This is a genomic window from Priestia sp. FSL R5-0597 (genome assembly GCF_038006305.1).
GTDB classification, from domain to species: Bacteria; Bacillota; Bacilli; order Bacillales; family Bacillaceae_H; genus Priestia; species Priestia zanthoxyli.
In genome coordinates this window covers 3,670,949-3,688,348 of sequence record NZ_JBBOUZ010000001.1, presented here as the reverse complement: position 1 = coordinate 3,688,348, position 17,400 = coordinate 3,670,949, and the positions used below count along the sequence as shown (strand labels likewise).

The 17,400-nt window shown below is 40.5% G+C and carries 17 protein-coding genes and 1 tRNA gene; 10 read left to right on the top strand and 8 right to left on the bottom strand.

The features are described 5' to 3' along the window. Entirely contained in the window at window positions 1–1,524 is a 1,524-nt protein-coding gene (locus MKX72_RS19405; protein WP_028415033.1) for a DHA2 family efflux MFS transporter permease subunit, read from the top strand. Between the two features lie 32 nt (window positions 1,525–1,556). Here MKX72_RS19405 and MKX72_RS19400 read toward each other — a convergent pair whose 3' ends face one another. Next, window positions 1,557–2,609, bottom strand: a complete 1,053-nt coding sequence (locus MKX72_RS19400; RefSeq protein WP_028415032.1) for an aromatic ring-hydroxylating dioxygenase subunit alpha — start codon at window positions 2,607–2,609, stop codon at window positions 1,557–1,559. Window positions 2,610–2,819: 210 nt separating this feature from the next. Here MKX72_RS19400 and MKX72_RS19395 point away from each other — a divergent pair. The 5 genes from MKX72_RS19395 to MKX72_RS19375 all read left to right on the top strand — a co-directional run bounded on the left by MKX72_RS19395 (window position 2,820) and on the right by MKX72_RS19375 (window position 7,343). Further along, window positions 2,820–2,892, top strand: a tRNA-Thr gene (locus MKX72_RS19395). Window positions 2,893–3,157: 265 nt separating this feature from the next. Then, entirely contained in the window at window positions 3,158–4,108 is a 951-nt protein-coding gene (locus tag MKX72_RS19390; protein WP_033579907.1) for an ABC transporter ATP-binding protein, read from the top strand. Next, entirely contained in the window at window positions 4,108–5,631 is a 1,524-nt protein-coding gene (locus tag MKX72_RS19385) for an ABC transporter permease/substrate-binding protein (protein ID WP_155007710.1), read from the top strand. The genes MKX72_RS19390 and MKX72_RS19385 overlap by 1 nt, the downstream gene beginning before the upstream one ends. A 306-nt stretch (window positions 5,632–5,937) precedes the next feature. Further along, a complete protein-coding gene (locus MKX72_RS19380) occupies window positions 5,938–6,684 on the top strand; it encodes a YwaF family protein (RefSeq protein WP_154992296.1) in 747 nt (248 codons plus the stop codon). A 140-nt stretch (window positions 6,685–6,824) separates the two neighbouring features. Then, a complete protein-coding gene (locus tag MKX72_RS19375) occupies window positions 6,825–7,343 on the top strand; it encodes an NAD(P)H-dependent oxidoreductase (protein ID WP_033579910.1) in 519 nt (172 codons plus the stop codon). A gap of 27 nt (window positions 7,344–7,370) precedes the next feature. Here the strand turns inward: MKX72_RS19375 and MKX72_RS19370 are convergent, their stop codons facing one another. Both MKX72_RS19370 and MKX72_RS19365 read right to left on the bottom strand, forming a co-directional pair. Then, window positions 7,371–7,739, bottom strand: coding sequence for a cupin (locus tag MKX72_RS19370; protein ID WP_231099260.1), 369 nt, complete (start codon window positions 7,737–7,739; stop codon window positions 7,371–7,373). A gap of 222 nt (window positions 7,740–7,961) precedes the next feature. Continuing rightward, window positions 7,962–8,693, bottom strand: a complete 732-nt coding sequence (locus MKX72_RS19365; RefSeq protein ID WP_371129326.1) for an LCP family protein — start codon at window positions 8,691–8,693, stop codon at window positions 7,962–7,964. 537 nt (window positions 8,694–9,230) lie between these two features. Here MKX72_RS19365 and MKX72_RS19360 point away from each other — a divergent pair. From MKX72_RS19360 to MKX72_RS19350, 3 genes are all read left to right on the top strand, one after another. After that, complete coding sequence (locus MKX72_RS19360) at window positions 9,231–9,905, top strand: hypothetical protein (RefSeq protein WP_033579911.1); 675 nt, start codon at window positions 9,231–9,233, stop codon at window positions 9,903–9,905. A 75-nt stretch (window positions 9,906–9,980) separates the two neighbouring features. Beyond that, window positions 9,981–11,081: a M24 family metallopeptidase gene (locus MKX72_RS19355; protein WP_155007711.1), complete on the top strand. Its 1,101-nt coding sequence runs from the start codon at window positions 9,981–9,983 to the stop codon at window positions 11,079–11,081. Between the two features lie 224 nt (window positions 11,082–11,305). Next, window positions 11,306–11,884, top strand: a complete 579-nt coding sequence (locus tag MKX72_RS19350; RefSeq protein ID WP_013084584.1) for a suppressor of fused domain protein — start codon at window positions 11,306–11,308, stop codon at window positions 11,882–11,884. A gap of 41 nt (window positions 11,885–11,925) precedes the next feature. On the opposite strand, the gene MKX72_RS19345 is transcribed toward MKX72_RS19350, so the two are convergent. From MKX72_RS19345 to MKX72_RS19335, 3 genes are all read right to left on the bottom strand, one after another. Continuing rightward, window positions 11,926–12,867, bottom strand: coding sequence for a DMT family transporter (locus MKX72_RS19345; protein ID WP_033579913.1), 942 nt, complete (start codon window positions 12,865–12,867; stop codon window positions 11,926–11,928). Continuing rightward, window positions 12,864–13,544, bottom strand: coding sequence for a GntR family transcriptional regulator (locus tag MKX72_RS19340; protein WP_028415023.1), 681 nt, complete (start codon window positions 13,542–13,544; stop codon window positions 12,864–12,866). Before MKX72_RS19340 ends, MKX72_RS19345 begins: the two co-directional genes overlap by 4 nt. Window positions 13,545–13,618: 74 nt before the next feature. Further along, window positions 13,619–14,137 carry an acyl-CoA thioesterase gene (locus MKX72_RS19335; RefSeq protein WP_028415022.1) on the bottom strand — a complete coding sequence of 173 codons (519 nt, stop codon included), beginning with the start codon at window positions 14,135–14,137 and terminating at the stop codon, window positions 13,619–13,621. A gap of 150 nt (window positions 14,138–14,287) precedes the next feature. Between MKX72_RS19335 and MKX72_RS19330 the strand changes: the two genes are divergently transcribed. Beyond that, entirely contained in the window at window positions 14,288–15,280 is a 993-nt protein-coding gene (locus MKX72_RS19330) for a D-cysteine desulfhydrase (protein WP_028415021.1), read from the top strand. Window positions 15,281–15,315: 35 nt separating this feature from the next. Here the strand turns inward: MKX72_RS19330 and MKX72_RS19325 are convergent, their stop codons facing one another. Both MKX72_RS19325 and MKX72_RS19320 read right to left on the bottom strand, forming a co-directional pair. After that, window positions 15,316–16,665, bottom strand: coding sequence for a sensor histidine kinase (locus tag MKX72_RS19325; protein WP_033579914.1), 1,350 nt, complete (start codon window positions 16,663–16,665; stop codon window positions 15,316–15,318). Next, window positions 16,662–17,333, bottom strand: a complete 672-nt coding sequence (locus tag MKX72_RS19320) for a response regulator transcription factor (protein WP_028415019.1) — start codon at window positions 17,331–17,333, stop codon at window positions 16,662–16,664. Before MKX72_RS19320 ends, MKX72_RS19325 begins: the two co-directional genes overlap by 4 nt. Window positions 17,334–17,400: the final 67 nt, after the last annotated feature.

The window sequence follows — 17,400 nt, the reverse complement described above, 5'->3', positions numbered from 1 at the left end:
ATGAGTCGATCGATAAATCAAATGGAAAAGCCGCCTTATGGCATAATTGCTATTTTGTTAATTGGCGCTTTTATCTCATTATTGAATGAAACGTTATTAAATGTGGCGCTGCCGTCTATTATGAAAGACTTAGATGTGACAACGTCAACTGTCCAGTGGCTTTCTACTGGTTATATGTTAGTGAATGGTATTATGATTCCAACTACCGCTTTTTTAATTCAGCGCTATTCTGTCAGAGGCTTATTTTTAACGGCGATGACTTTATTTACAGCAGGAACAATACTTGCAGGTGCTTCGCCCGTGTTTTCGGTCTTGTTAACCGCTCGTATTATTCAAGCGTCAGGCGCAGCTATTATGATGCCGCTTTTAATGAACGTATTGCTCACAAGTTTTCCATTAGAAAAACGCGGAGCTGCGATGGGGATTTTCGGTTTAGTTATGATTTTTGCTCCGGCAATTGGTCCTACATTATCAGGATGGCTAATTGAACACTATGAGTGGAGAATGCTGTTCCACCTTGTTACGCCAATCGCAGCCATTGTATTAATAGGCGCTTTCTTCCTATTAAAAGACAAAAAAGAAAAAGTGGAAATCAATTTGGATTTTTTATCCCTTTTGCTATCTACAATTGGATTTGGCGGACTTCTATACGGGTTTAGCTCAGCAGGGGATAAAGGCTGGGATTCTGTGGAAGTATACGGTACCATTATCGTAGGAGCTGTGGCTCTGATTTTATTTATTACACGTCAGTTCAAGCTTAAAACACCGATGCTTGAATTCCGCATTTTTAAATATCCAATGTTTGCTTTATCATCAACGATTTCGATGGTGATCACAATGGCATTATTCTCAGCCATGCTGCTAATGCCAATTTATGTTCAAACGGTACGAGGCATCTCTCCGCTTCATTCAGGATTACTAATGCTTCCAGGTGCGCTGCTAATGGGTGTGATGTCACCGATTACCGGAAAATTATTTGATAAATTCGGAGCGCGTGCATTGGCTGTAACGGGTCTAACGATTACAGCCGTTACGACGTATTTCTTCAGTAACTTAGAGCTTGATACGACCTATACAACCCTCATTACGCTTTACACGCTTCGTATGTTCGGAATGTCTATGGTGATGATGCCGGTTATGACAAACGGATTAAATCAGCTTCCGCAGCGTTTTAATCCGCATGGTACTGCGATGAACAATACGCTTCAACAAGTATCGGGAGCTATTGGTTCGGCTCTTTTAGTAACGGTGATGTCAAACCGTACAGCTACTCATGCAAAAGAGCTCGCTCAAGATGCAATGAGCGGAGCAGGAGCAGCTAATGCAACCGCAGCCGGGGCAGCTCAAATGAAAGAACAGATTGGGATGCAGGCAATGGTACAAGGGATTAACGATGCGTTTGCTGTCTCAGTAGTCCTAGTGGTGGTTGCCTTAATTCTTTCATTCTTCATGAAACGCGCAACGCCGGCAAGTGAAGATGAAGTGATAAAGGAAAAAGCAGCACGCGAGCAGTTTGCTAAATAAAAAAATCCCCGCTGAGACAGCGGGGATTTTTTTTAGCTTGTATATCTAAAGCTTAAGCCCATTTTCTTTAATAATTTCCTGTAACCGATGGACGTTTGATCAGCCATAATATGCGCTTCCATCTGCAGGTCTAAAGGCAAGTCTTCAGGTTTTTGGTTTTCAACCATTTCACGGTCTTCGTCAAAGACGCGAAGGTTAAAGTCATACACACCTTCAACGGGAGAATCTTTGTCAAAGTTTCGAGCGATTGGCGCGAATAAACGTGTTTCGCGGGCTGAAATAGGAGAGACTGCATTCATAATCCACAGCTCTGCGCCTTCTGGGAAGTATACTTTTAGCGTAGCTGTAAACGGGGGATAAACATCAAAGACGCGAAGCCATTTAAAATCAGGTGGATTTAAATGCTGCTGTTCTTTGGAATAATTGCTCACGGTGCTCGTATATTCTACATGAAGCCCATAGTCTGTATCGCTTACTTTATATTTAGGCACAAAGGCGTTGTTTCGATCACCAAATGTGTCTGTGTGAACCCAAGCAAAATGAGCTACGTCTAAAAAGCCTTCCATTTGACGACCGGCTGAACCCATGATATCAAAGCTCGGACAAACAATTTGCTGAAAATCAGGGTCCTCCCACGCATCGAAATAAGGCAGGTTATCTTGTTCTCCTGTCAGGGACGTCCACACTAATCCATATCGTTCAATAACTGGATAGACGGCCATACAGAGACGGGGAGAAATGTTGGCGTCAGGGTGAGCTGGAATTGACGTGCATGCGCCGTCCGTTGCGTAGCGGAAGCCGTGGTAAGGACAGACAATTTCATCATCTTCCACCCAGCCCATGCTAAGCGGAGTGCCTCGGTGAACGCATAAATCACGTGCCGCTACAACTTTGTGTGTGGTGCGGTATAAAACTAGATTTACATCTAGTAATTTTACGGACGTTGGTTTTTCTGTTACATCACTGCAGCGTGCGACGGGGTACCAATACTTAGCAAGCGTCGTCCAATCTTCCAGGCTGAACGTGCAGTCTCTTGGGTAGGGAGTTGCCGTTTTTGATTTTGTCATGGTTGGTTGTTGTTCCATCTATTTTCTTCCCTTCTTTTGTAAGCTATTTTACTAAGGGTAATATAAAAAAAGAAAATTCACACAATTTATGTAAGAAGTTCTAACATGAAATATGGAACTTTGTAGAAAGTGCGAATTTCAGAAGACTCAAATTAGAGAATATACCAATAAAAAAAATTTAAAAAGCGCTTCCTAAATAAATTTAAACGTGATATAATTTTCCAAGACGCTGGTGTAGCTCAGTAGGTAGAGCACTTGCATGGTAAGCAAGAGGTCGCAGGTTCGATCCCTGTCGCTAGCATACTCAAAAACCTTCTTTCTTGTTGAAAGAAGGTTTTTTTATTTGGATTGGCTTTAAATTTATTCTCCGAATTATTCTTCCCCGCCTTGTGAAAACTTTAACAGTTTGATAGCCTTATTAGGAGGCTGTTAGAAAACATGTGTATCTTTTCCACTATGTCTTATGAATCATATTTAGAAATATTCTTAAAAGAATGTTTATTGCCTCTAAGTATTGGGTACACGAAACTAGGGGTTAAATTTCAACAGGGAGTGTGAACGATAATTTGATTACGTTTAAGAATGTGTCAAAGCAATATCCAGACGGTACGACCGCCGTGAAAAATATTAATCTAGAAATAAAAGAAGGAGAGTTTTTCGTTTTAATTGGTCCGAGTGGATGTGGGAAAACAACCACCTTAAAAATGATTAACCGTCTTCATGATATTACCGAAGGAGAACTATACATAAAAGATAAGCTCGTATTGGACCACAACATACATGAGCTGCGCTGGAACATTGGTTATGTGCTACAGCAGATTGCTCTTTTTCCTCACATGACCATTGCTGAGAATATAGCCATTGTACCGGAGATGAAGCATTGGAAGAAAAACAAAATCAAAACGCGTATTGATGAACTGCTTACCTTGGTAGGACTAGACCCAAAGCAATATCGAAACCGAAAGCCGTCTGAGCTCTCAGGTGGCCAGCAGCAACGTGTAGGTGTAGCACGTGCCCTCGCAGCTGATCCCCCCGTTATTTTAATGGACGAACCCTTTAGCGCCCTCGATCCGTTAAGCCGCGAACAGCTTCAACAAGATGTTATTAGCTTAAAAGAAAAAATCAAAAAAACATTTGTGTTTGTTACGCATGATATGAGCGAAGCCATGACGCTTGGAGATCGTATCTGCCTGATGAAAGATGGGGAAATCGTTCAAGTTGGCACCCCGGAGGAATTCATTCAAAAGCCTAAAAATGAGTTTGTAAAAACATTTATTGGAAATCAAGGAAATACTTTATTTGAGACATTGGATATGTTTGTCAAAGAAAGTGAACAGCCAGACGTAGAACCTACTGAAGAGCTAGCTTCAACCGCCACTGTTCAGCAGGCAATGGACGCCCTTTACGACCATGAAGCAATAGCTGTGAAAAAAGGGAGCAAACGCATTGGCGTTGTAACGCGCAAAACTCTATTAGCGTTTCTTTCTGATAAAACGAAAGAAGGAGGAACGCTGTAATGAATGCACTAAGCACATTATTAGATCAACGAGGAGATGCCCTGTTTCAAGCTCTTCTTGAACACATTCAAATTTCAGTACTGGCTCTTGTGATCGCCGTATTAATTTCAGTGCCGCTTGGACTGTACTTAACGAGGCATGACCGCATTGCTGAACCGATCATTGGCGTAACAGCCGTACTGCAAACCATTCCTTCACTCGCTTTATTAGGATTACTGATTCCTCTTGTCGGAATTGGAACCTTTCCCGCGGTTATTGCACTGTTTTTATATTCGCTTCTTCCTATTGTACGAAATACATATACCGGAATTAAAGAAGTGGACCCATCTTTAATTGAAGCATCCAAAGCCATGGGGATGAACTCGTGGAGACGATTAATCAAAGTAGAACTTCCTCTAGCGCTTCCTGTCATTATGGCCGGAATTCGCACAGCGATGGTACTCATTATTGGTACAGCGACAATCGTGGCTCTTATCGGAGCAGGCGGACTCGGAAGCTTAATTTTGCTTGGTATTGACCGAAGCGATAATAGTTTGATTTTATTAGGAGCCGTTCCAGCAGCATTATTAGCGCTTATTTTTGATGGAATTCTGCGAACGATTGAACACTCTGCTAAAAAAGGGTCCAAAAAACGCTCGTTCATCATGATCATCGTATTAATACTTATTCTTGTTTCTCCGTTTGCAGCAATGAGCGCAACAAAACCAGACCTTGTTATCGGAGGGAAAATTGGCGCAGAACAAGATATTTTAATCAATATGTACAAAGAATTAATTGAAGATCAAACCGATATGAAAGTAAACCTTCGTTCGTCGCTTGGGAAAACGGTATTTGTATTTGAGGCTCTGCGTAACAAGGAAATTGATTTGTACCCTGAATATACGGGGACAGCCATTGTGACGCATCTAAAGGAACAGCCGGACAGCAAAGATGAAACACAGGTGTACAAGCAGGCAAAAGAAGGATTTAAAAAGAAATTCGGGCTTGTCTATTTAGATCCAATGAAGTTTAATAATACGTACACATTGACCGTGACAAAAGAATTTGCCAAAGAAAATAATCTAACGAATATTTCAGATTTGGCAAATGCAACAGATAAAGTAAAAGCAGGATTTACGCTTGAGTTTAAAGATCGTGAAGACGGCTACGTAGGCATTCAAAAAGAATATGGCCTTACTTTCCCGAATATTAAAACGATGGAGCCGAAGCTTCGCTATCGCGCTGTTGAAAAAGGCGATATTAACATGCTTGATGCTTACGCAACGGATCCTGAAATCAAACAGTTTGGTTTAAAAGTCTTAAAAGACGACCAGCAGTTCTTCCCTCCGTATCAAGGAGCGCCTGTGCTTCGTGAAGATACGCTAAAAGAGCACCCTGAACTGAAAAAAATCTTAAATCAACTGGGTGGTAAAATCAGTGACGACGAAATGCGTGAAATGAACTATGAAGTAAATGCAAAAGGAAAAACGGCTGAAGAAGTCGCTCATCAATTCTTAGTAAAAAAAGGATTAATTAAAAAATAAAAATGAAGACAAAACGATCCGTACAAAAGTATTTTAGCTAAAAGAAGATCCGAACGATAAATCGTTCGGATCTTTTTATTGGCATGGTGGACGTAGCTTTCATATATGTAGGTGCTTCTAGCAATTGATTGGAGCGCAAGAGGCAATTCATACTCGATCATTTACCCCATTTGTTCTTCTTTATATTGGCGTGATTTCGTTATGTTTCAATCTCTTTTTGCTGTGAGAGAAGCATTAATGAAAATACGATTTTATGAACAAGCTAAAGGTACCAAATTTGTTTTTTGATGGAGAGGAGGCGCCGTTATGAATTCATTTTTTGCGTGTCATCCTGTACAACATTCTTTTCAGCTTTTTTCAGTTGAACACCTTGTAACTTTAGCCATTATCGTGATCATAGGAACAGTTATTTTTTTGTGTCGAAAGCAGCTGCGAAAAAAGAGGTTTGTGTTCGTTTTGCTTTCACTCGTTCTAATTGCTTCAGAAACGGCCTACCAGGCTTGGGAAATCGGATGTCATCAGTGGTTCGTTGAAACTTCTTTGCCTCTTCAGCTGAGTGATATAGTCGTGCTGCTGGCTGTTGTTATGCTGATAACCAAAAGCAGATTTCTTTTTTATTTTGTGTACTTCGCAGGGATCAGCAGCTCTGTTCAAGCGATGATTACCCCAGACCTTGGCGGCTATGCGTATGCCCAGTTTCGCTATGTGCAGTTCTATGTATCGCATGGCGGTGTGGTACTTGCTTGCTGTATGCTAATTGCTGCCTGCAGATATGAGCCGACGTTTCGTTCTTTATGGGTAAGCGTAGTATTTGTTAATCTGTACGGAGGTTTTATCTATGTCATGAATCGTTTACTCGGTGCGAATTATTTATACATGATGAAAAAGCCAGAGCACGCTTCCTTGCTGGATGTTCTTGGACCTCATCCTTGGTATTTAGTATGGATTGAAGGAATCATGATTCTTAGCTTTCTTGTCCTTTATCTTCCGTTTTGGGTACATAAAAAAATTAAAGGTGATAAAAGCAAAGTCAATTTTATTGAAGCAGAATGATAATACTGGTAATTTATAAGTGTAAACGAACTCGGATTTCCTGAAGGAAAAGGAAAGAATGAGTGAACAAGACGTGAGAGGCAAGCGTAAAAAATAGAAAAGAAAAAAGCAAGCACAGACATCAGAAGGAGAGTATCAAAATGAAAACACTGGTTATTTTAGCGCATCCAAATCTAGCATCTTCTCGTATTAATAAAGCGTGGGCAGAGCGAGTAAAAAAAGAGGAGGATGTGTACGTTCATGATTTATACGCAAACTATCCCGATTTCAAAATTGATGTAGAAAAAGAGCAGGAGTTAGCTGTTCAATTCGATCGTATTGTTTTTCAATTTCCATTTTACTGGTACAGCTCACCAGCACTTTTAAAAGAGTGGCAAGATGTTGTTTTAACATACGGATGGGCTTATGGAAGCAAAGGTACTAAACTTCAGGGAAAAGAGTTTGTCGTAGCTACTTCGACAGGAGGCCCTGCAGAAGCTTATCAAGAAGGGGGATACAACCGTTACCCAATGAATCATCTGCTTCTTCCTTTTCAAGCTATGGCAAATTTAACAGGTATGAAGTTCCAAACTCCATTTTTATTTCAAGGAGCAGGCGGTGACCTGAGTGACAAAGTTATTCAAGATAGCGCAGAAAGCTACGCTCAATTACTAAGATAATAAAAAAAGCCGCGTCAAAGCGGCTTTTTAATTTGCGTTTGTTCGCGAGAAAGAAGTAAGCAGCTTTTGAGGAGCAATATCTAATCCTTCAATCAGTAGTCCTGTCATAGCCGTTAGACTCCCGACTTCAAAAGATTCCCCAGCTCTCCAAAATGCTGATTCACCTTGTTTGATATAAATTTTCAGTCCGTTATCGCCAGCTACCCAGCCTTCCCCGTGAACGACTAAAAGAAGCTGTGGAATCGTAGCTTCTTGACGGGGGGTATAATCATTTTCTTGAAAAGATAAAAAGCTGATTTTGACATCTCCAGTATGAGAAAGCAATGGGTTTACTTTATAGGTAGAATGAAGAAAGGAACGCTCTTCTTCAGATTGAAAACCATATAATTTCATCATTTCATCTCCTTGACTAAAAAATATAAAAAAGAAGTCCTTCTCTTTTCATATACGCATACAGGAGAAAAAATAGAACTCCAAAGAAACAGCTGTTTTCTAGAAAACAACTCCATTTTATCTCCATTTTTTGTCGAAGCTGAAAATTTTTTGAAGGATAGGGAGGAAAAACAGAAGTTTTTTTGAATAGTATAAAAAAAGGTGTCCTCTAATGGACACCTTTTCCTAATTTAAAAATGACTGTAACGCTTGTTTGTTTTCTTCAAGGTCGATGCTTAAAACAGCACCAATACCGGATATTCGTTCATTTGAATAGGAACCTTCAACCGGTAAACGAAGAGATTTTAAATCTGGCTGATTTCCAACTAAAAAATCTTTTCCTATCACAATAAATGTTTTTGGCGGAATATTTGTATCCACATATGGATCAATGACACCCCATAGCTTAGGAGCTTTCGCCAGTGTCTTTACTTGAAGAGCTTCATCCATTAATTTACCAATCACTTCTTGTTGACGCTTCACGCGCCCGAAATCACTTTGGCTATCATGGCGGAATCGCACGTATCCTAGTAATTTATCTCCGTGAAGAGTTTGTTTTCCAGGTTTTAGCGTCATGCCAATTCCTGACGACATTTCGTGTGGCACGGTAACCGTAATTCCCTCAGGGGCAATCGTATCGGCAACTTTAGAAAAACCTTTAAAATCAACAACGGCATAATAGTTTACATCTACGCCGAAATTTTCTTTAATTGTCTTACGCATTAATTCGGGCCCGCCAAATGCATAGGCTGAATTTAATTTGTTTTTGCCATGTCCAGGAATATCCACATATGAATCACGCATCAAAGAAACAATTTTAGGCTGATTGCTGTCTTTGTCATAATGAGCAATCATGATTGTATCGGCACGCGAATGTTCTTCACCGCGAGAGTCAATTCCGAGAAGCAGCACATTCATGCTATCTAAATTGGCACTTGCACCATTAAAATCAAACTGTCCATCTTTCCCAAAAGCTCCGTCTGCTTCTGCTAATCCTTGTTGGTATTGATAATACACATATGCACCAGCGGCGATTACAAGAATGAGAAAGAAAAGAAGTAGCTTTCTAAAGCGTTTCTTTTTTCTTTGCTTTTTTCTTTTATGTTGTTTACGTTCTGTACGTTCTTCCAAATGTCTCACCATCGCATTCAAAAATATTAATACTTTTTTGTCTAAAACCAATTATGCAAAAAATTATAAAACGACATAATAAAATTAACACTAAGGAATTAGATTAGCAAGTACGTTCACTAGTAAATCTGCGAAGACAGCTAAAATAAGAGAAGTGTACAAATAGAAGAAAGAGGAAATAAAGGTTATTTTTTTCGAGGATATTTGTTATAATCTATCATAGTTAGGGAAAAAGTTCTGTCTTTTAAGAAGGGTATAAGAGAAAAGTCTCTGTTTGTTGAGAGTTAAATATAGGTCTAAGTGTAGAAAAAAGGAGTGAAGCGAATGAGTATATATGTGTCATCTTCGAACCTTGTGCTGATTCCAGAAGCGGCGTTAAGTCATTGGAAACCTTATGGCGCGGGGGAATTGACCGGAGCTATTATTTCAGGTAAGGATAGTGCTGAAATAATTAGAGAGCTTAATCAATCGTCTATTCTGCCTTTTACAAGTTTTTTCTATCGAAAGCATTTTGTTATTCTATTTGATAAAGAACAAGTGAAAAATCATTTTGAACAGCTGCTTTTATTATATAAATCTCAGGGCTATATTTTTTATTCTTCTACCTTATACGATGATCATTGGTCCCAGGTCCTTGAAGGAACCAAGCAGCTGCTAACGGTAAATGGACAAGTGGTACCGGTGCTTGAGCTTGAACAAAACGGTGAATTTGACGTTGTGCGTGATGAAGGTGGTCTTCACATTGTGATAGATGATGACGAAGACGAAGAGAAGCAGCTAGAAAAAAAAGTTCATGAGCTCCCGCTTGAAGAAGGTAACTATTTTATTGGCGATCCGGGATTTGTTGAAAACCGAGACATGCTGGTAAAAGAATATTTTCCTAAAGGTACGTACGAATTTATTTATAGATACGGAGAAAATGGCTGGCTGATGAAAGTAAGTATTCAGCGAAAAGCGATTAAAGAGCAGCTTACTACTCTTCACGCGGCTTTGTCTTAACCTCTATTCATTGTACAATATTGCTAAATAACTATGTTATAATAGTAATATTGCACAATGAAAGGGGTTTTTTTAATGGAAGCACGTTTGCAAAAAGTCGTATCATGGCTGAAGGAAAAGAATGTAGAAACGGCCTTTATTTCGTCAACTGAAAACGTATTTTATTTAACTGGATTTCACACGGATCCGCATGAGCGTCTGCTTGGTTTATTTTTATTTAATGAAGCGGAGCCGATGCTTGTTTGTCCATCAATGGAAGTGGGTCAAGCAAAAGAAGCCGGCTGGAAATTTGACGTGATCGGATATGAAGACCATCAAAATCCTTGGGAACTTATTAAAGAAGCTTTACATAAACGAAACGTAATGGATGTGAAAAAAGTTGCTGTAGAGAAAGAGCAGCTGCTGTATGCGAGAGCTGAAGAACTGCTTAATTTATATCCAAATGCTGAGCTAGTCCGAGCAGAAGAGAAATTAAATCAGCTGCGTTTAATTAAAGATGAGCGTGAAGTTGAGATTCTGCAAAAGGCAGCTGCATTAGCTGATTTTGGCGTGGAAGTAGGCGTAGCTGCCTTAAAAGAAGGCGTTACGGAAATGGATGTTCTGGCTAAAATTGAATACGAGCTAAAGCGAAAAGGAATTCGTGAGATGTCGTTTTCAACGATGGTGTTATTTGGTGAAAAAACGGGAGAAGCGCACGGGAACCCAGGTCTTCGCACGTTAAAGCCAGGAGATATGGTTCTCTTCGATTTAGGTGTAGTGCTAGATGGATACTGTTCAGATATTACGCGTACAGTCGCGTACAAGTCGATTAATGATAAGCAAAAAGAAATCTATGAAACGGTACAGCGCGCCGAGCAGGCAGCTCTTGAAGCTTCCAAGCCTGGCACTCGCATTGGCGACTTGGACATGGTAGCACGCAATATTATTACAGAAGCAGGGTATGGAGAGTATTTCTTGCATCGTCTTGGTCATGGCCTTGGTATCAGCGTGCATGAGTTTCCTTCAATGAGCCGCAACAATGATGATGTGCTTCAAGAAGGCATGGTGTATACGATTGAACCGGGTATCTATATTCCAGGACTCGGAGGCGTTCGTATTGAAGATGATGTAATCATCACAAAAGATGGATACGAAACGTTAACGAAGTACCCAAAAGAATTACAAATTATTTCATAATAATGTCATAAAAAATAGAGGCTGCCATGGTGCAGGCTCTATTTTTTTATGGGAAAAGAAAAAATTGGTTAAGGTTTCTTGTTTGCTTCTTGAGACAATTTCATAGTATGTTACGAAACGATAACATTTCTATCACATTTTCTAAAAACTATATCGTAAGCGAGTGCGGTAGTATATGCTGTACAGTAGGGGACTTTTTAAGGTCGCAAGCAAGGAGGTTTTTTATGAGTAATTTTACAAAAGATGAAGAATTAATTATACATAAAGCAATAGATGTATTTGGTCAAAAGGACCGAATTGAAGATTATTCAGATGAACGAAAAAAGCATGGTATTCACGTTGTGGCATGTGAAAATCATCCGCGTCAAGACGTAACCGCGTATGCAACGCTCGGTGGACATCAATGTCCGACAGGTTATACAGTTGGAGGAATCCCGCTTCGAATTGAAATCGTTGGGGCTTGTCATGAGGAGTTCGGTATTTATTCTGCTATTTTAGCAAACTGTATTTTCCATATGATGAAATCTCATGTCTCCATTTTCCCAGGAGCCATTTATAAAGACGTTATTGCAGTCCTTGATGACAGCTTTCATATGCAGCACATTTTGCTGATTCCGCCGTTTTTATGGGATAATTTTTCAACGATTGAACTATCTGATAAAAAAGTAACGTTCCTGCAGGCCGTTCCGATTTCAGAAAATGAACGTGCTTTTGCACTTGAGTACGGAGTAGATTCGTTGCTAAGCCGCTTTGATGCTGAGCAGGTTAATGTCTTCAATTTAGAAAGAAGATCTGTTGTATAAACAAAAAGAGCGCCGACTGAGACGCTCTTTTTTGTTATTGATTAGTAGGTCAATTCTTTTTGAGGTATAGCTTTTTTATGACTCGTTTGGTAGCTGTGAAGCACCATGCCTGATACGATAACTCCCATTCCAACCCAAGAAAGAATCGATGGCAAAGGACTTGATAGAAGGAAGACCTCTCCTAGCAGGGCAAATAAAACTTCCATCGATTGTGTAGCTTCAACTGCACCTAACTTGTGAGAATCTTTTTTCACAAGGTCAGTTGCCGCAAAAAATAAAACCGTTGCACACACTCCTGAAAGTAAAGCAACTAAACTGCTTTGATACATCTGAGTTGGTTTTGGTAGTCCATCGGTCAAGTAGGCATAGACAGAAAGAATAATCCAAAACGGCAGGCTTGAAAGCGTCATTCCAAGCACACGCTGAAACGTATTAAGCGAGGACAGCTCCATCATCTTACGGTTGCCAAGCGGATACGCAAAAGACGCAATTAAAATGGGAATCGTACAAAGCAAGGCAGTAGCCGCCGACAGTTCAGTCGCATGCTCAAGCTGCATGAGCACAACTCCTATTAAAATAATAAACGAAAAACCTAGCTGCTTGAAAGGAATGGCTCCTCGCTTTTTTCCTTCCTTGTAAAACAAAGGAGCTAGGAGAGACCCCGATAAAATCGTGATTTGCCAAGTTCCTGCAATAAGCCAGCCGGGACCGTAGGCGGAAGCAAAACAAAGAGGAGCGTAAAATAAGCCAAATCCGACCGTGCTCCATAGCAGCCATTTTTGCGGCTGGGCTTTTATTTCTGCCACCACAGGTTTGATGCCACCCCAAAAATAAACAAGCATAAGCAAAAGAGGTACCATAAAAAAATAGCGCAGAGATGCGCTCCACGCCCAGCTGCCTCCAGATAAATCCATCGCTCGATTTAAAACGAATGTAAAAGCAAAAAAGAATGATGCAGCAACGCCTAATAAAAGAGGCTTCACTTTGCTTCCTCCTCACTTGTCAGCGCTTCACCTAGTGTCAGCCAGTTTGTTTCGACAAGCTGTGATGTCAGTGCGGAATCTTTTTGACGGCAAGCATTTATGATTTCTTTGTGCTGATCAACGGAAGCAAGGCTAGCAAGAGAAGAAAAGCGAGCGATTTCCAGACGTTGAATTTTGGCGCTTGTTTGTTTTACAACACGTTCTAGCTCTAAATTATTCGCCCGGTTTAAAAAAACGGAATGAAATGCTTCATCCGCTTCGATCGCTTTCAGTACATTTCTTGTTTTGATTGCATGTTCTAGAGATTGATTATGTTTGATTAGTTCGCCCATATCTTCTTCTTGCAATGAAGTACAAGCCAGCTTAGCAGCAAGTGCATGAAGAGCTGCGACGACAATAAAGGATTGTTTTGCCTCCTCAAGGTTTAATGGAGCCACTTTTGTAGAAGAACCAGGTGTCGTTTGTACAAGGCCTTCATCTTCGAGCCTTTTTAATGCTTCTCGAACAGGAGTGCGGCTAACTCCAAATTGCTCAGCCAGTTCTTTATCCTGAAGCTTTTGTTCCGGCTGAAATTCAAGCATAACGATATTGTGTTTAAGTGTTTGATAGACTTCCTCCCGTAGGGAAAGTCGTTTGAGAGGTTGAATGTTATTTTTCATAAAACCAATATATCGCATATCACATTAAATAACAATGTGATATCTAAAAAACTTCGTCTAAAAAGCAGACAGCTGCTTTTTAGATGAAGAGCTTAATTACTGCTGCGCAAAGATTTAGATAAGATGCGCGCAATTGCTTTGCTGTGCTCAACCTGCGTTTTTTTGGACTCTTTTCGTTCAAGAGCTACTTTTTGAAGGCTTTTTTCTTCTTCAGTTTGAGCAATAACTTGAGGAACGGGAGCAGGCTTCCCATTTTCTAATGCGACGAAGGTAAGAAAAGAAGTAGCAGCAATACGTTTAATGCCCGTTAACAAATTTTCGGCAATGACTTTAACAAAAATAATCATGGAACTTTTTCCTGTGACAACAACGAATGCCTCATATGAAATAAAATCTTCTTCTGTGACGGGCTCGATAAAGTCAACATGATCAATGGAAGCTGTAACACACGACTTTCTGGAATGTTTAGCTGCTGAAAGAGAAGCCGTCATGTCCATGTCAGCGACAATTTTGCCGCCAAAAAGGGTGTGGTGATTGTTTAGGTCATTTGGAAAAATGTGCTGTGATTTGACTACTCGTGAGACGCTGCAAAGTACTGCTTTTTCACTCATTGAAAACACTCCTTCAAACTGTTTATATGGTTTAATGTATGTTGACTACTTGTTCTTATGTATACAAGTTATAGAAAGCCCTTTCGTAAAAAGCTCTTCAAAAGCTTCTATATGGTAAAATAGAACAAATATGAAAGAGAGGATGAGAGCATGAACTTAACGCAATTTTCTAGAAGAAAATATACGGATTCCCCTACACCTTTAGAAAAGCTATCGGTTTTATCTCAGCAGTTAAACGGACCTTCAATTTATATGAAGCGCGATGATATGCTTGGACTGACAGGGGGCGGAAATAAGACGCGTAAGCTTGAATATCTAGTAGCTGATGCAAAAGCACAAGGGGCAGACGTGCTTGTAACGTGCGGTGCGATACAATCCAATCACTGTCGTTTGACGCTTGCTGCTGCCGTAAAAGAGCAAATGAAATGCGTGCTCGTATTAGAAGAAGGGGAAAATAAAGCAAGTGATCAGCCGACGGGAAACTATTTTCTTTATCATTTATTAGGCGCTCATGACATGCGGTTTGTCGCTGAAGGTTCGGATTTGACAGCGGAAATGGAAAAAGTAGCGCGCGAGCTAAGTGAAAAAGGTCATAAGCCGTACCTAATCCCCGTAGGAGGTTCAAATGTTATCGGTGCAACAGGCTACGCTGCCTGCGCACAGGAGCTGCTTATGCAAAGCTATGAGCAACAAATAAAGCTTAGCCACGTAGTTTGCACAAGCGGAAGCGGAGGCATGCACGCAGGGCTAGTGGCAGGCTTTCAAGGCCTTCAAAGCGGGGTGTCTGTTATTGGAATGAATGTGAGTCGTGCTAAAGAAGAGCAAGAAATGAAAGTTGCCAAGCTGACGAGTGAACTTTATGATCATTTACATAGCAAAACGCCTTTTAAAAAAGAAGATATTGTTTGTATGGATGAATATGTCGGTCCAGGCTATGCTGTTCCAACAGAAGAGATGGTGGAAGCAGTCAAACTTGTGGCCGGTACGGAAGGAATTTTATTGGATCCTGTGTATACGGGAAAAGCGATGGCCGGCCTGATTGATTTAATTCGAAAAGGTTATTTTAAAAAAGATGAGAATGTGGTGTTCATTCACTCGGGGGGTTCACCAGCTCTTTATGCATATACATCGGTTTTTTCATAAAAAAGCAAGGGAGTCCAGTCCCTTGCCTTTTTAGTTTATATAGGAATAGTAAGTGAAAACGTCACTCCGGCGTCTGTGTTTTCAGCCGTAATGGCTGCATCGTGCATCGTAACAATACGCTTTACGATACTTAGGCCAATACCGAATTCACCGTTTGCTCCTTTTTTAAACGGTTCAAACAAGTGTTGAAGCACGCTTTGATCAATCGGCGGACCATCGTTGCTGATGGTACATTGAACGTTCGTTTGGTGTTTAGCAAGTGAAAGTGAAACCTTCGTATCAGCATAGCGCAGCTGATTGTCGAGTACATTTTCAAGGACTTTTGTCCACAGCTCTTTGTCTCCTTTAATCGTTGCATTTACGTCGTCAAATTCCCACTGTATTTCAGGGCGCCTCCACCGCAAGCGATCCACTACTTCATGAAGAAGTGCAGTAAAATCAAAGTCGTCTTGTGCAAGCTGGTGAGTGGACATATAGTCAAGCTTGGTCAAGTAAAGCAAATCGCGGATTTTTTTCTCAAGATTTTTGGATTCATCTTCAATGACTTTTACCGTTTGGGATAAATCACCTTTTGGATAAATGCCGTCTTGAATCGACTGAGCGTAGCTTTGAATAACCATTACCGGTGTTTTTAAATCATGTGAAATATTTTGAAGCAGCGTTTGCTGTGCTTCATCTTTAGATACGAGCCTTTTGCGCATTTGCTCGATGGACGCGCCTAGCTTGCCGATTTCATCGGAACGGTTGACTGTAACAGGTTCATGCCAATTTTGTTCGGCGATTTTTTTTACATCTTTTTCAAGCGATACAAGCGGCTTGCTTAAGTATCTTGATAGCCAAATAGATGGAAGCCAGCTGAATAGAAATACAATTGAAATGACAAGAAGCAGCTGTTTAAAAAGAGTAGAAGTGAGCGCGTTGCGATACGTATCCCACGAAAATGAAAGTAAAAAAGCAGGCTGTCCGTTTACGCTTACTTTTCGAATCACATAAAAAAGCGTCCGGTTGCCGAGATCTTTTTCATAGCGAGCGACGATTTTCCGCTGACTGATTGCATCTTCCTGTGCTTTTCTCAAAAAGTCTTGAGGCAACACCCGTGATGAAAAATAAGAGATATCCGCATGTTCAGGCAATAAAATATGATCCACGGTTCGATTGCCAAGCGTTGGTTCACTGTCTTCATTGCTAAAGTAGTATTCACCTGAGCGGCTTGGCAGGCCGTATTCTTTTAAAATATGCTGTTCATTTTCAATAGTGGTATAAATTTCATTCGTGAAGAACTGCCTGAGCGTCGTTGGGAATAAAATAGCGAGCAAAATTGAAATGAGCAGTAAAATACCCGAGATGACGAGCCAAATTTGAAATGCAAGCGACTTGTTTTTCATGCTTTCATCATCCGGTATCCGTATCCGTAAATCGTTTCAATTCGTGCTTGCGGCATTTTTTTACGCACGCGCCTCACTAAATCATCCACCACTCGGTCTGTGCCGAAATAATCTTCTCCCCAAATGAGATTCAACAGCTGCTCCCTTGAAAAAGCCTGTCCAAGGTCTTTTGAGATAGTGACAAGAAAATCAAATTCTTTAGACGTCAAATCAATCGGCTTTCCATTTTCACTGACTGTACGCGTATGTAAATCGATTTCATAAGGAGTCAGCGTAATGGTATCGGTTTTCTTTTGATTGGAACCATATACGAGGTTTAGCAGTTTGTTTGCTCGAATAACTAGTTCACGAGGCAAAAAAGGCTTTGATAAATAGTCGTCGCTGCCCATTTCAAGTCCAAGAACCCGGTCAATATCGGCATCGCGTGCTGAAATGAAAATAACAGGCACATGTGGCGTTTGCTGCTTGATTTCGCGAATGAGCTGATACCCGTCGATATCAGGCAGCATAATATCTAAAATCCACAGGTGCGGAGGAGTTGCAATCATTTCTTTTGCGTCCGTGCCGTTAAAAAATGAGCGAACGTCCCAGCCTTCTTTTTGAAGGTAAAGGGTTAAAACTTCGTTTAAATTTTGTTCATCCTCTACTAAATATAGTGTAAAGCTCAAATTTGACACCTTCCTCTGAATATATGAAAATTAAGGTAAATAAAGCATATTGCGCCATCTATGCGCG